The following is a 16,711-nucleotide window of genomic DNA, read 5'->3' on the forward strand; positions in this document are numbered from 1 at the left end:
ATCCAAAATTAAAAGAGCTTCAATTACGGATTTCGGAAAAATAAAGTAACAGCTTTTATATCAATAACTTGAACCTTATCTTAGTAAATTCCATATTATTGGAAATCTCCAAAAAAAATTGATAATGCTGAAACAACAAGGACTCTATTTACCCGAATTTGAACACGACAATTGCGGTGCTGGATTTATATGTAGCTTAACAGGAAAACGCTCCAACGATATCATTCACAAAGCACTAGAAATTTTGGTGAAATTAGAACATCGTGGCGCAGTAAGTGCGGATGGTGTAACAGGTGATGGAGCGGGAATTCTCATCGATATTCCGCACGAATTCTTTAAAAAATCATGCGATTTCAAACTGCCAAAAGTAGGCGAATATGCAGTCAGCAATGTATTTCTTCCACAAAAAGACAATCAGCGCCAATACTGTATTGAGGTTTTTGAAAAAGAAATTGCAACTCAAGGATTACAACTCATTGGCTGGCGCGATGTGCCTGTAAACAGTAAAATTTTAGGAGAAATTGCCAAAGAAACAGAACCCTTTGTAAAACAACTATTTGTTGGAAAAACAGCTGCATCGCAAAGCAATCGCGAATTCAATATAAAACTATTTGCCGCGCGAAAAATTACGGAACACACCATATACAATTCCAAACTATCACAACAAAAATTCTTTTACGTTCCGAGTTTATCCACCAAAATCATCATTTTCAAAGGCTTGCTCAAACCAGAACACATCAACGAATACTATTTGGATTTGTTCGATGCCGATTTGGACACACGACTGGCGTTGGTACATCAACGATTTTCGACCAACACCTTTCCTACGTGGGATTTGGCGCAACCTTTTCGCTATATCTGTCATAACGGTGAAATCAATACCCTTCGCGGGAATGTTTCTCGTATGTTTTCGCGCGAAGAAATTATGGAAAGTCCGTTATTTGGCGAAGATATCAAACGCATTTTACCAACCATTCTCAAAGGGAAATCCGATTCGGCAACCTTGGATATGGTGGTAGAATTATTACTCATATCAGGTCGTTCTCTACCAGAAGCGATGATGATGTTAGTGCCAGAAGCTTGGGAAAAAAATCCAAACATGTCTGACACCAAAAGAGCGTTTTACGAATACAATGCTTGCGTCATGGAACCTTGGGATGGACCTGCGTCAATTCCATTTACGGATGGAAATTATATTGGAGCGGTGTTGGATAGAAACGGATTGCGTCCGTCGCGATATACGGTTACAAAAAATGGAAATGTCATCATGTCTTCAGAAACAGGCGTGGTGGATATCAAACCTGAAAATGTAGCATTTCATGGGCGTTTAGAACCTGGAAAAATGTTTTTAGTCAACATGAATGAAGGGCGAATTGTCAATGATGAAGAAATCAAAGAAACCATCGCGGCGAAACATCCGTACCGAAAATGGCTGAACGAAAACTTAGTACACTTACGAGATATTTCTGCAAAAAAAGGACCAATCAAGTATGACGAAATTGATCTTAAAAAGCGTGAAATTGTCTTTGGCTACACGCAAGAAGATTTAAACACCATCATTCGCCCAATGGCGCAACTGGCAAAAGAACCGATTGGTTCTATGGGAAGTGATACGCCTATCGCAATTCTTTCTGAAAAGCCACAATTAATCTACAACTATTTCAAACAGTTGTTTGCACAAGTAACAAATCCGCCGTTAGACGGCGTTCGTGAAGAATTAATCACAGATATCAGTTTGACGCTCGGAAGCGATGTAAATCTTTTTGACATCAGTCCAGAACACTGTAAAAAGCTCAAAATTCAAAATCCGGTCATCTCCAAACACGATTTAGATAAAATCAGAAACTACGACAGCAATCCAAACTTTAAAGTGGCGTCTATCTCAATGTTGTACAAAGTAAATCGTGGTTTAAACGAACTAGAAATTGCTTTAGAAAACCTAATGCACAAAGCATCCAAAGCGATTGACAATGGCGCGAATATTATCATTCTATCCGATAGATATGTGGATGAAAAACACGCACCAATTCCAGCATTATTAGCGTGTTCGTATGTCAATCATGCATTGCACAAACTCGAAAAACGCTCCAAAACAAGCTTGATTATTGAATCAGCTGAACCGCGTGAAGTACATCATTTTGCATTGCTATTCGGTTTCGGGGCGAGCGCGGTAAATCCGTATATCGTAAATGAAATTGTTGAAAAGCAAGTTGTCAACGGCGATATTACCGAATTGGAATACCTAAAAGCCATCAAAAATTACAACAAAGCAATCGGGAAAGGCATTCTAAAAGTAATGAACAAAATCGGGATTTCGACGCTCAATTCCTATCGCGGTTCGCAACTATTTGAATGTATTGGAATCAATTCGACCACTGTCAAAAAATACTTTCCCAACACGCCAACACGTATTCAAGGAATTGGCTTACGCGAAATAGAACACGAAATCGTAAAACGTCATAAAAAAGCTTTTCAAGTCAATGAAGTCAACGTAACTATTGAAGTTGGAGGCGAATATCGCTGGCGACGTGGACAAGAAAAACACATGTTCAATCCGTTGACAGTGGCGAAGTTGCAAGAATCGGTTAGAACGAACAAAGCTTCTACTTTCAAAGAATATTCAGAATTGATCAACAATCAATCCAAAAGCTTGATGACAATTCGCGGATTATTTGAATTTGACCAATTTGACCCAATTCCAATCGAAGAAGTAGAACCGTGGACGGAAATTGTAAAACGGTTCAAAACAGGTGCGATGTCGTATGGTTCTATCAGCAAAGAAGCACACGAAAACCTGGCAATTGCCATGAATAGAATCGGCGGAAAATCAAACTCTGGAGAAGGTGGAGAAGATCAAGAACGTTTCTACAAAAATGCACAAGGCGACTGGAAAAATTCCGCCATCAAACAAGTTGCTTCTGGACGTTTTGGGGTAACATCAAATTACTTGACAAGCGCCAACGAAATTCAAATCAAAATTGCACAAGGTGCGAAACCAGGAGAAGGCGGACAATTGCCTGGGCCGAAAGTCAATCCAGAAATTGCCAAAACACGAAACTCTACACCGTATGTTGGACTCATTTCGCCGCCGCCACATCACGATATCTATTCTATTGAAGATTTATCACAACTCATTTATGACGTAAAATCTGCCAATCGGGAAGCGCGAATTAATGTAAAACTCGTTTCTGAAATCGGTGTTGGAACCGTTGCTGCGGGCGTTGCCAAAGCAAAAGCTGATGTCATCCTCATTTCAGGGTTTGACGGCGGAACAGGCGCGTCTCCACTAACATCACTCAAACATGCAGGCTTACCGTGGGAATTAGGAATTGCAGAAGCACAGCAAACCTTGGTGATGAACAACCTGCGAAATCGTGTAGTATTGGAATGTGACGGACAATTAAAAACAGGTCGCGATGTCGCGATTGCCTGTTTACTAGGCGCCGAAGAATTCGGTTTTGCAACCGCGCCGCTAGTGGCTTCAGGCTGTATCATGATGCGTGTGTGTCACTTAAATACCTGTCCTGTCGGAATTGCTACGCAAAATCCTGAATTGCGGAAAAAATTCAAAGGAAAACCGGAACATGTGGTGAATTATATGTATTTCGTAGCGCAGGAATTGCGCGAAATCATGGCGAAACTAGGGTTCAAAACGGTGAACGAAATGGTAGGACAAGTACAAAAACTCAATCGAAACAAAGCCATTGAACATTACAAAACTTCAGGAATTGATTTGACACCAATTCTTCACAAAGTGACCGTTTCCGATGATGTAAAACTATACAATACTGAAACACAAGATCATAATCTGGAAACACATCTCGACTTTAAGATTATTAAGCAAGCGCATCAAGCACTCTTTAGAAGACAACGAACCGATTTACAATTCAACATCACCAATATTGACAGAGCTGTTGGCGCAATTATCAGCAATGAAATCTCTAAAATTTACGGTGCCGAAGGGCTGCCAGAAGATACCATCAACATAGACTTTAAAGGAGCTGCGGGACAAAGTTTTGGAGCGTTTACCACGAAAGGAATTCGCATGACCGTTCACGGAAACACCAATGATTACTTAGGAAAAGGCTTATCAGGTGGAAAACTCATCATAAAAGTTCCGAAAGAATCTACCATCATTCCTGAAGATAACGTCATCACAGGAAATGTAACTTTGTACGGTGCCACTTCGGGCGAAGTATACATTAATGGAAAAGCTGGAGAACGTTTTTGTGTGCGAAACTCAGGCGCAAAAGCTGTGGTAGAAGGAATCGGCGATCATGGTTGTGAATACATGACTGGTGGCGTTGCGGTGATTCTTGGGAAAATTGGACGCAATTTCGGTGCGGGAATGAGCGGCGGAATCGCGTATATTTTAGATATGGACAACACGTTTTTTGTACAAAATTGCAATTCGGAAAGCTTAAATATAGATCCGATTACGTCGAAAGAAGATACATTGCAACTCAAACAACTCATCCAAAATCATTACCAAGCCACGGAAAGTCCTTTAGCGAAACGAATTTTAGACGATTGGCAACAGTATCTACCAAAATTCTTAAAAATTCTACCAGAAGAATACCGACAAGCATTGGCACGAATCGAAAAAGAAGAACTTCAAACAGCGTAAGACATGGGAAAAATAACAGGATTTATGGAGTACAAACGTCAAGATGAAACGTATGAAGCTCCTGCAAAACGTATTAAAAACTATAAAGAATTTACCATTGCTCTTGAAAAATCAACACTAGAAGAACAAGGTGCGCGCTGTATGGATTGTGGGATTCCGTTTTGTCACAGCGGCTGTCCACTCGGAAACTTAATTCCAGACTTCAATGACAAAGTCTATCGTGGAAAATGGAAAGAAGCAGCTGAAATTTTACATGCTACCAATAACTTCCCCGAATTTACAGGTCGTTTGTGTCCTGCGCCGTGTGAAGAAGCCTGTGTGTTGGGAATTAACGAAGATCCGGTAAGTATTGAAAACATTGAAAAAAATATTGTAGAAACCGCTTTTGCGGAAGGTTGGATTGTGGCAAAACCACCTAAAAAACGAACAGGAAAATCGGTTGCAGTTGTAGGCTCTGGTCCCGCGGGATTGGCAGCGGCACAACAACTCAACCGTGCTGGTCATGCCGTCACTGTTTTTGAACGTGATGAAAAAGTAGGCGGATTGTTGCGCTACGGAATTCCCGATTTTAAGATGGAAAAGCATGTTATCGACCGTCGTTTGGCTATTTTAGAAGCAGAAGGAATCACGTTTACAACCAATGCGCATGTGGGTGTCACTATAGATACGAATCAGCTTAAAGAAGAATTTGATGCGATTTTACTTTGTGGCGGCGCAACAGTACGAAGGAACATTCCGATTGACGGAGCAGACGCGAAAGGCGTTCACCAAGCGATGGATTTCCTCAAACTAAACAATCAATACGTAGATGGTTTGGTTGATTTTGAAGACATCATTTCTGCGAAAGACAAAAAAGTCATTGTCATTGGTGGCGGCGATACAGGCTCGGATTGTATTGGGACGAGCAATCGTCATGGCGCAACATCGGTAACAAACTTTGAAATATTGAGCAAACCAACAGTTGGACGTCCTGCGCATCAACCGTGGCCGTATTGGCCGATGAAACTAAAAACGACATCTTCACATCAAGAAGGTGTGGAACGTCATTTTAGCATTTCGACGGAAAAATTCATCAAAGATGCCAACGGAAACCTTACGGGATTAAAAACGGTTGAGGTTGAATGGATCTATGAAGAAGGCAAACGCCCGACACTCAAAAAAATTCCAAATACGGAAAAAATTTGGGAATGCGATTTAGTACTATTAGCGTTAGGTTTCACAGGCGCAGAAAAAACATTGGCAGAAGCTTTTGATATAGACATGGATTTCAGAACTAACATCAAAGCAACCACAAAAAATTACGCTACCAACAAAGACGGAATCTTCGTTGCTGGCGACATGCGCAGAGGACAATCGTTAATCGTTTGGGCAATTTCCGAAGGTCGTCAAGCCGCGCATCATGTGGACAACTATTTAATGGGAAGTTCTAATTTACCGTTGAAGGATGATAATGATTTGCCGAGAATATAAAGTCAAATCAAGTGTCACATTGAGCGCAGTCGAAATGGCTATGAAGTTTAAATCTCCCTGCAACCACAGGAAAAACAAAACATTTTTTCAAAAACGATTAGGAATCTTAAAAAACTTTTTCAATATTTGATACAACAAATGAACAAGCAACCACAAAATATCATTGTCATTAGCATTATTGTGATTCAGTCACAACGATGAGGAATGCCATGCTATTTTCACTATAAAAATTTCAAAGCCTTCCTACATCGGGAAGGCTTTTTCTATTAGTGAAACTTTTGAAGGACGTCAATTCGAGTGTTTTTTGTCACATTGAGCGCAGTCGAAATAGACAAAAAATGTATCGAGAATAGTCTTTCAAACAACAAACAACAAACAACAAACAACAAACAACGAACAACGAAAAAACACACAACATGAACAAAACCATCATCAGCATCATCGTCATTATTATCATGAACTCTTCTTGAGTTGGTACGATGTGCTGTATAAAACAAAAGCCTGTATCAACCGCGATACAGGCTTTTATTTTTTAAAGAGAAAAATCCGAAAAACAAACAACACTTCGGCTAGCTCAGCGTAAACAAATAACGAAAAACACTATAAAAAACACCAAGTTGAACATTGTAGTAAAAAAATCATAAAAAACTGAAAAACAGATAATTAACAAAAATAAATAACAATTGATTTTAGGTAAAAAATCAAAACCAAACACACAAAAAAGTAGGAATACAATTAATTTCGAATCATAATCACACTAAAAATGTATTATACAAACGACAGTATCATCTATCACAACGGCGCATTTCTGCATCCAGAAACGGCGTCTGCCAACCTATACAGTCAAACGTTGCACTACGGAAATGGCGTATTTGAAGGCATCCGTTCGTACAAAACCAAATTCGGCGCAAAAATTTTTAAAGCCGCTGGACATTACGAACGCCTAAAATATGGTGCCCAAGTCATGGGAATTCCATGTAATTACACAGTAGAGGAATTGGTAAATATCACATATCAACTACTAGAAAAAAACAATCTCGAAGATGCGTATATCAGACCTATTTTGACCACAGGCGCTAATATGAGTCTGTTAACGTCTGACGAATCCATACTAACCATCCAATGTTGGGAATGGGGAAAATACATGGGCGACAAACTTTTACGCGTAAAAACCTCTCGCTTTGAACGTCCCAATCCGAAATCCTGCTTTGTAGAAGCAAAAATCACAGGACATTACACAAATTCCATTCTATCCACAAACGAAGCAAAAAGTGCAGGATACGATGAAGCATTATTGTTAGACATGAACGGAAATGTAGCAGAATGTTCGGGCGCCAATGTATTTATGGAAAAAGACGGCAAACTCTACACGCCAAAACGCGGACACATCATGCCAGGAATTACGCGTACTACGATTATCGAAATTTGTAAAGAGGAAGGTTTTTCAGTAGAAGAAAAAGACTTTACACTTGCCGAACTAAAACAAGCAGACAGCGCCTTTTTTACGGGAACAGCGGCAGAAGTTGTCGGATTACAATCGTTAGATGACTATAAATTTCCACTTTCGTGGGAAGCGTCTCTCGGTTACAAACTCATGCAACTCTACAAACAAGAAGTATTGTGCGAACGCAACAGCAAACTCTCTGAAGCAATCTAAAAAATGAACAATCTCAATAAATACAGCAAAACCGTTACACAAGATCCTACGCAACCTGCGGCACAAGCCATGCTACACGCTATTGGACTTACAAAAGAAGACTTTTTCAAACCAATTGTCGGCATTGCAAGTACAGGTTATGAAGGCAATCCGTGTAACATGCATTTGAACGATTTGGCAAAACTCGCCAAACAAGGAACGCAAAACGAAGATGTAGTCGGACTTATTTTCAACACGATTGGTGTGAGCGATGGAATTTCGATGGGAACACCTGGAATGCGCTATTCCTTGCCATCGCGTGATATCATTGCCGATTCTATGGAAACAGTAGTACAAGCCATGAGTTACGACGGATTAATCACGGTAGTTGGTTGCGACAAAAACATGCCTGGCGCGTTGATGGCAATGATTCGTTTAAATCGTCCAAGTATTTTGGTTTATGGCGGAACGATTGATTCGGGTTGTCACAATGGAAAAAAACTCGATGTGGTTTCTGCTTTTGAAGCTTGGGGAAGCAAAGTAGCAGGCACAATGGACGAAACCGAATATCAAAACATTGTTGAAAAAGCCTGTCCGGGCGCGGGCGCATGCGGCGGAATGTACACCGCAAATACCATGGCGTCTGCCATAGAGGCCTTGGGAATGGCATTACCGTTCAATTCGTCAAATCCCGCGCTGAGCGATGCTAAAAAACAAGAATCTGTTGCGGCAGGTGAAGCGATTCGTGTGTTGCTAGAAAAAGACATCAAACCGTCGGACATCATCACGCGTAAATCATTAGAAAATGCAGTACGTTTGGTAACGATTCTTGGCGGATCAACCAATGCTGTATTACACTTTCTCGCCATAGCGAGAGCAGCACAAATTGATTTTACCTTAGAAGACTTTCAAAAAATAAGCGATACCACACCATTTCTAGCAGACTTAAAACCAAGCGGAAAATACTTGATGGAAGATGTACACGCTGTTGGCGGAATTCCAGCAGTATTAAAATATTTACTCAAAAAAGGACTCTTACACGGCGATTGTTTAACCGTTACAGGAAAAACAATGGCAGAAAACTTATTAGATGTTGACGATTTAACGGAAGGGCAAGATGTCATCAAACCTGTGGAAAACCCAATCAAAATCTCAGGGCATTTGCGCATGCTGTACGGAAACTTAGCTAGTGAAGGAAGCGTTGCAAAAATCACAGGAAAAGAAGGATTAACATTCACAGGAAAAGCCAAAGTCTTTGAAGGTGAATATGAAGCTAATGACGGAATCCGCGACGGAAAAGTTGAAAAAGGAGATGTTGTGGTTATTCGGTATGAAGGACCAAAAGGCGGACCAGGAATGCCAGAAATGCTCAAACCAACGGCAGCTATCATGGGCGCAGGATTGGGAAAAGATGTAGCACTTATTACAGATGGACGTTTTTCAGGAGGAACACACGGTTTTGTCGTCGGTCATATCACTCCAGAAGCCCAAGAAGGCGGCACAATTGCTTTGGTAAAAGACGGTGATATCATTACAATAGATGCAGAAACGAACACCATACAACTAGAAGTTTCCGAAGCAGAACTTCAAGAACGTAAAAAACAATGGAAAGCTCCCGAACTCAAATTTGAACGTGGAGTATTATACAAATATGCAAAAACAGTGTCATCCGCATCCAAAGGCTGCGTTACAGACGAATTCTAAAAGAATTCTTTTGTCACATCGAGCGCAGTCGAGATGTATTTGAAACAAAAACTATAGCATTTTCAAAATGGATTCCGCATCAAGTGTGGAATGACAATAAAAAATCAACACTATGGAAACAAAAACCATACAAGAAACACAAACACAACCAACAACAGAACGACTCACAGGAAGCGAAGCCATTGTACGTTGTTTGTTAGCAGAAGGTGTAAAAACGCTATATGGCTATCCTGGCGGCGCTATCATGCCAGTATATGACGAGCTATACAAATACCAAGATAAAATTCATCATGTGCTAACGCGTCATGAACAAGGCGCAACACATGCTGCACAAGGATATGCGCGCATTTCTGGTGAAGTCGGAGTTGCTATTGCTACTTCAGGTCCAGGAGCTACCAATCTCATCACGGGAATTGCCGATGCGCAAATCGATTCGACGCCGTTGGTATGTATTACGGGACAAGTTGCCTCGCATTTGTTGGGAAGTGATGCGTTTCAAGAAACGGATATTGTGGGCATTTCTACGCCAGTGACCAAATGGAATCACCAAATTACGAAAGCTTCTGAAATTCCAGAAGTCATCGCAAAAGCATTTTACATAGCAAAAAGTGGACGTCCAGGACCTGTGTTGATTGATATTACGAAAGATGCACAATTTGAAGAATTTGATTTTTCATATCAAAAATGTACGGCAGTTCGCAGTTACAAAGCAGTGCCAGAAGTAGATGAAACCTCGTTAAATGCTGCTGCAGAAATCATCAATGCAGCAAAAAAACCGTTAGTCGTTTGGGGTCAAGGCGTGATTTTAGGTAAAGCGGAAGCTGAATTTAAAGCTTTCATTGAAAAAGCAGGTATTCCTTCAGCTTGGACAATTTTAGGTGTTTCAGCCATTCCAACAGAACATCCACTCAATGTCGGAATGGTAGGAATGCACGGAAACTATGCGCCAAACAAACTCACCAATGAATGCGATGTGTTAATTGCTATCGGAATGCGTTTTGACGATCGCGTTACAGGAAACTTAGCCACGTATGCCAAACAAGCAAAAGTCATTCATTTTGAAATTGATCCTGCGGAAGTAGACAAAAATGTAAAAACGGATGTAGCTGTTTTGGGTGATGCAAAAGTGAATCTGACAAAAATTCTGCCACTTATCCAGAAAAAAGAACATTCAGCTTGGCGACGTGCGTTTGACGATTTATACGCGATTGAATACGAAAAAGTCATCAAAAATGATTTGTATCCAACCAAAGAAGGATTGACCATGGGCGAAGTGTTAAAGGAAATCAACAACCAAAGCAACGGCGAAGCAGCGATTGTTTCGGATGTTGGTCAGCATCAAATGATTGCCTGTCGTTATGCCAATTTCAAACAGACAAAAAGCAATATTACTTCGGGCGGATTGGGAACGATGGGATTTGGCTTGCCAGCCGCTATTGGCGCAAAAATGGCAGCGCCTGAGCGTGAAGTAGTTTGTATTTGTGGCGATGGCGGTTACCAAATGACCATTCAGGAATTGGGAACTATTTTTCAGCAAAAAGCCGCGGTGAAAATTGTGGTGTTGAATAATGATTTCTTGGGAATGGTGCGACAGTGGCAACAACTGTTTTTTGACAAACGTTATGCTTCTACCGAAATGACTAACCCTGATTTTGTAGCGATTGCCAAAGGTTACTACTTAAACGCACGTCGCGTCACAAAAAGAGACGAATTAGCGGAAGCAGTACAAGAAATGATGGAAAGTAAAGAAGCGTACTTTTTAGAAGTATGTGTAGAAAAAGAAGACAACGTATTTCCAATGATTCCAACAGGAGCATCGGTTTCAGACATAAGATTAGCGTAATTATGGAACAAGAAAGCAAACTATTTACGGTTTCGGTATACACCGAAAATAACATCGGATTATTGAACAGAATCTCTGCGATTTTTCAGCGAAGACATATCAATATTGAAAGTATCAACTCGTCGGTTTCTGAAATTGAAAACGTATCTAAATGGACGATTGTAGTCAATCTCGCGGAAGCGCAAATGAAAAAAATCATCGGGCAAATAGAGAAGCAAGTTGAGGTCATTAAAGCGTATTATCACACGGAAGAAGAAATCATTTATCAGGAATCGTGCATTTTCAAAATGAAATCAGATTTGTTGTTTGATGAACGACAAATCCAAAACATCATCAAAGACAGCAATGCGCGAATCGTTACGGTAAACAAACAATTTTTTGTCATTGAAAAATCGGGACGCAAAGATGAAATCGAATTGCTATACCGAGAACTCAGTGTATTTGGTATTATGCAATTTACACGTTCGGGACGTATTGCAGTTTCTAAAGAGGAAATGAAGATATCTGAGATACTTGCGGTTCTTGAGTGAGCTAGAATCAGGATTCAAGATTCAAGATGAAACCAAACAAATAACAAAAAACAATAAAAAAATATAAGAGTAAAAAAGTCTAGGCTCTAAAAATCTAGACTCTAGATTCTAAAAAAACAAAACCATGTCAAACTATTTCAACACCTTACCATTACGAGAACAGTTAGCACAATTAGGAAAGTGTCGATTTATGGATGCTTCCGAATTTACAGATGGCGTCAAAGCACTAAAAGACAAAAAAATTGTGATTGTCGGTTGCGGCGCACAAGGATTGAACCAAGGATTAAACATGCGCGATTCTGGCTTGGATATCGCCTACGCATTACGCCAAGCTGCTATTGATGAAGAACGCGCTTCGTACGTGAACGCAACGTCGCACGGATTCAAAATCGGAACGTACAAACAACTCATTCCAGAAGCAGATTTGGTATTAAATCTCACGCCCGACAAACAACATACCAACGTTGTAAAAGCTGTGATGCCATTGATGAAAAAAGGCGCTACATTGAGTTATTCGCACGGTTTCAATATTGTGGAAGAAGGCACGCAAATTCGTGAAGATATCACGGTAATTATGGTGGCGCCAAAATGTCCAGGAACGGAAGTTCGCGAAGAATACAAACGCGGATTTGGTGTACCAACGCTCATTGCAGTACATCCAGAAAATGATCCAGAAAACAAAGGTTGGGCGCAAGCAAAAGCCTATGCAGTCGCAACAGGTGGACATAGAGCAGGCGTGTTAGAATCGTCGTTTATTGCGGAAGTAAAAAGTGATTTAATGGGCGAACAAACCATTTTGTGTGGCGTATTGCAAACAGGTTCTATTTTGGCATTTGATAAAATGGTTGCCGAAGGAATTGACGCAAACTATGCGGCAAAACTCATTCAACTAGGTTGGGAAACCATCACGGAAGCCTTGAAACATGGTGGAATTACCAATATGATGGATCGTTTGTCAAATCCTGCAAAACTAAAAGCTTATGAGCTTTCGGAACAGTTAAAAGTCATCCTAAAACCTCTATTTGAGAAACACATGGACGATATCATTTCTGGGCATTTCTCTCAAACAATGATGGAAGATTGGGCAAATGACGATAAAAATCTATTGCAATGGCGTGAAGCAACAGGCGAAACAGCCTTTGAAAAAACAGTGTTAACAACTGACCATATTTCAGAACAAGAATACTTTGATAACGGAACATTGTTGGTTGCTTTTGTAAAATCGGGAGTAGAATTGGCGTTTGAAACCATGGTCAGCGCAGGCATTATTGAAGATTCTGCCTATTACGAATCGTTGCACGAATTACCGCTGATTGCCAATACCATCGCACGTAAAAAACTATTCGAAATGAATCGTGTCATTTCCGATACGGCAGAATATGGTTGTTATCTATTCGATCATGCAGCAAAACCATTATTGAAAGACTTTATGAAAACCGTAGATAGTACTGTAATTGGAAAACCATTTTCAACATCCAATTCGGTTGACAATGTAGAATTAATTGCTGTAAATGACGCTATTCGAAATCATCCAATAGAAGCCGTAGGAAAACGTCTCAGAGCAGCAATGACCGCCATGAAAACGATTAAAAAAGAAGAAATACGAGAGAAGGCTGTTGAAGTGTAAAACTACTAATGTCATTCCTGCGTAGGCAGGAATCTATACCATTATAAAGTGGATTCCGCATCAAGTGCAGAATGACAACTATAGTACCGAAACCGTCAGTTTGAGTGACATTACGATATATCAGAAAAATCATTTGAAAATATATTTCGTCAAGCTGAACTCGATTCAGCTTCACATAAAGCAGCTAAAATTTTCATAAAAATAATATCAAGAACAGCAACAAAATAACAAAACACAAATTGTGCAACCAACCACAAAAACATACGCTCCAACGTTAGCAGCTGTCAAAACGGCTGCGCAAACACTCAAAGGCATTGCTTCGGTAACGCCTTTGAGTTATAATGATTATTACTCTAAGCAATACAATTGTCATGTTTATCTAAAACGAGAGGATTTACAGCAAGTACGCTCGTACAAAATTCGCGGTGCGTATAACAAAATGGCTTCGCTAACGGAAACGCAAATTGAAAACGAAATTGTGTGTGCCAGCGCAGGAAATCATGCGCAAGGCGTGGCATTATCGTGTAAATTATTACAAATAAAAGGCACGATTTTTATGCCGACACCAACGCCCAAACAAAAAATTGAGCAAGTCAATATGTTTGGCGAAAACTTTGTGGAAGTTGTCCTAATTGGCGATACGTTTGATGATGCCTATCATGCGGCAATGGAGCAATCGGAGCAGTTGAACAAAACTTTTATTCATCCGTTTAACGACGAAAAAGTCATTGAAGGACAAGCCACGATTGGATTGGAAATTTTAAAGCAATTAGAAACTCCCATCGATTACGTTTTTGTACCTGTTGGCGGTGGCGGATTGTCTGCGGGATTGTCTTCTGTATTCAAAATGTTATCTCCGAACACAAAAATTATTGGTGTGGAACCGAAAGGAGCGCCTTCGATGTCAACTTCGATTGAAAATGACAGAAATACGACACTTAAAAACATTGAAAACTTTGTGGATGGTGCGGCTGTTAAGCGTGTGGGCGATTTGAATTTTGCTATCTGTAAAGAAAATTTACACCAAATGATTACGGTGGATGAAGGCGAAGTGTGTCAAACCATTTTGGATTTATACAACAAACAAGCGATTGTGATAGAGCCTGCTGGAGCATTGAGTTTATGTGCATTATCGCAATATGCTGATGAAATAAAAGATAAAAATGTTGTTTGCGTTATCAGTGGAAGTAATAATGATATCACGCGAACTGCGGAAATTAAAGAACGCGCGTTGTTGTATGCGAATTTAAAACACTATTTCATCATCAAATTTCCACAACGGGCAGGTGCTTTGCGCGAATTTGTAGCTGAGATTTTAGGACCGACAGATGATATCACGCATTTTGAATACACCAAAAAAACCAATCGTGAAAATGGTGCTGCTGTGGTTGGATTGGAATTAAAAAATGCAGCAGACTTAGAAACCTTGATTACCAAAATGAAATTACGTAACTTTTATGGCGACTATTTAAACGATAAACCTGATTTATTTCAGTTTTTAGTCTAAAAATTACACGAAAAAGAAAATTTATGAGTATTCCCGAAAAGTATCAGATTAAAGAAACAATTACACAAGACACGTATCTCGTTGATGGCGAATTAAAAAAATGGACAGGACAAACTTCAGAAGTGTATTCTACCATTTCATCAACTTCAACCTATCAAAAAACCTTACTAGGAACGATTCCAACTTTAGGAGAAACGGAAGCCTTAGACGCTTTAAATTCTGCCGTGAAAGCGTATGATAAAGGACAAGGATTGTGGCCAACGATGAAAGTGGTTGATCGAATTGCGTGCATGGAAAAGTTTGTGGAGCAAATGAAAACCAAGCGCGAAGAAGTGGTCAAACTGCTCATGTGGGAAATAGGTAAAAACTTAGCAGACTCTGAAAAAGAATTTGACAGAACGGTTGAATATATTTACGATACAATTGAAGATTATACACAAATGGATCGCGATAGTGCCAAGTTTGAAAAGCACGATGGTGTCAACGCGCATATTCGTCGTGGACCATTAGGTGTGGTGCTGTGTCTCGGACCGTATAATTATCCGCTCAACGAAACGTTTGCGTTATTGATTCCCGCGATTATCATGGGAAATACCACGATTTTTAAACCTGCAAAATTTGGTGTGTTATTACTATCTCCATTGTTAGAAGCTTTTCGAAACAGTTTCCCGAAAGGTGTGGTCAATATCATTTACGGACGCGGAAGAACCGTGGCTTCTCCTATTATGAAAGATGGTCGTGTAGATGTGTTGGCGTTGATTGGGAATAGTAAATCTGCCAATGCTTTGCAAAGTGTACATCCAAAAAGTAACCGTTTGCGAATGGTATTAGGTTTGGAAGCCAAAAATCCTGCGATTGTATTAAAAGATGCCGATTTAGACTTGGCAATTAGCGAATGTATAGCTGGAACGACGTCGTTTAACGGACAACGCTGTACGGCATTGAAAGTGTTGTATGTGCATGAAGATATTATTGATGAATTCAACAAGCGATTCTCTGAAAAAGTAGATGCGTTGAAATTCGGAAATCCTTGGGAAGAAGGTGCAAAACTGACACCATTACCAGAACCCGATAAACCAGCCTATATTCAAGAACTGATTGACGATGCGTTGGAAAAAGGCGCAAAAATCATCAATAAGAAAGGTGGCGAAACTACGGAAAATTATATTTTTCCAGCAGTGTTATATCCTGTCACGAAAAACATGCGTGTGTATCAAGAAGAGCAATTTGGACCTGTCATTCCGGTAATGTCCTTTTCAGATATTGAACAACCGTTGGACGACATGGCGGAATCAAATTACGGGCAGCAAGTGAGTTTGTTTGGAAAAGATATCAAGACGCTTGCACCACTGATTGATACGCTGGTAAACTTAGTCTGTCGTGTGAATTTAAACAGTTCGTGTCAACGTGGACCAGACGTATACCCGTTTACGGGACGAAAAGATTCTGCCGTTGCAACTTTAAGTGTGCATGATGCGTTGCGTTCGTTTTCTATCCGAACTTTTGTGGCTTCCAAAGACAACGATTATAACAATGCGATTTTAACGGAGTTGTTGCAAAGTCGCGCTTCTAATTTTGTGAGTACGGATTATATTCTTTAAAGGTTTTTTGTTCTTTGTTTTTTGTTGATTCGTTAATTTGTCTTGGCTCATGGCTCTTTGTTCGATTTTGAAACTCGCACAAGCTAAGATTGTTCTTTTAATTCTAAATGTTGAATGTTGGATTTTGAATTGAGTTTTAGCAAAACGGTCTAAATTCTAACAGCGA

9 protein-coding genes are annotated in these 16,711 nt (G+C 40.0%); all 9 read left to right on the forward strand.

Annotation, left to right across the window (positions count from 1 at the left end):
- Positions 1–124 precede the first annotated feature (124 nt).
- Complete coding sequence (gene gltB / locus C8N46_RS14290) at positions 125–4,627, forward strand: glutamate synthase large subunit (RefSeq protein WP_170110088.1); 4,503 nt, start codon at positions 125–127, stop codon at positions 4,625–4,627.
- 3 nt (positions 4,628–4,630) lie between these two features.
- Positions 4,631–6,097, forward strand: a complete 1,467-nt coding sequence (locus C8N46_RS14295; protein WP_108115582.1) for a glutamate synthase subunit beta — start codon at positions 4,631–4,633, stop codon at positions 6,095–6,097.
- A gap of 763 nt (positions 6,098–6,860) precedes the next feature.
- Entirely contained in the window at positions 6,861–7,754 is an 894-nt protein-coding gene (locus C8N46_RS14300) for a branched-chain amino acid transaminase (RefSeq protein ID WP_108115583.1), read from the forward strand.
- A 3-nt stretch (positions 7,755–7,757) separates the two neighbouring features.
- Complete coding sequence (ilvD, locus tag C8N46_RS14305; protein ID WP_108115584.1) at positions 7,758–9,437, forward strand: dihydroxy-acid dehydratase; 1,680 nt, start codon at positions 7,758–7,760, stop codon at positions 9,435–9,437.
- Between the two features lie 112 nt (positions 9,438–9,549).
- Complete coding sequence (gene ilvB, locus C8N46_RS14310; RefSeq protein ID WP_108115585.1) at positions 9,550–11,280, forward strand: biosynthetic-type acetolactate synthase large subunit; 1,731 nt, start codon at positions 9,550–9,552, stop codon at positions 11,278–11,280.
- A 2-nt stretch (positions 11,281–11,282) separates the two neighbouring features.
- A complete protein-coding gene (gene ilvN / locus C8N46_RS14315) occupies positions 11,283–11,810 on the forward strand; it encodes an acetolactate synthase small subunit (protein WP_108115586.1) in 528 nt (175 codons plus the stop codon).
- A gap of 124 nt (positions 11,811–11,934) precedes the next feature.
- A complete protein-coding gene (gene ilvC, locus C8N46_RS14320; protein ID WP_108115587.1) occupies positions 11,935–13,437 on the forward strand; it encodes a ketol-acid reductoisomerase in 1,503 nt (500 codons plus the stop codon).
- A 241-nt stretch (positions 13,438–13,678) separates the two neighbouring features.
- Entirely contained in the window at positions 13,679–14,944 is a 1,266-nt protein-coding gene (gene ilvA / locus C8N46_RS14325) for a threonine ammonia-lyase IlvA (protein ID WP_108115588.1), read from the forward strand.
- Positions 14,945–14,967: 23 nt separating this feature from the next.
- Positions 14,968–16,545 carry an NADP-dependent glyceraldehyde-3-phosphate dehydrogenase gene (locus C8N46_RS14330; RefSeq protein ID WP_108115589.1) on the forward strand — a complete coding sequence of 526 codons (1,578 nt, stop codon included), beginning with the start codon at positions 14,968–14,970 and terminating at the stop codon, positions 16,543–16,545.
- Positions 16,546–16,711 lie beyond the last annotated feature (166 nt).

Source organism: Kordia periserrulae, from assembly GCF_003054265.1.
Taxonomy (GTDB): domain Bacteria; phylum Bacteroidota; class Bacteroidia; order Flavobacteriales; family Flavobacteriaceae; genus Kordia; species Kordia periserrulae.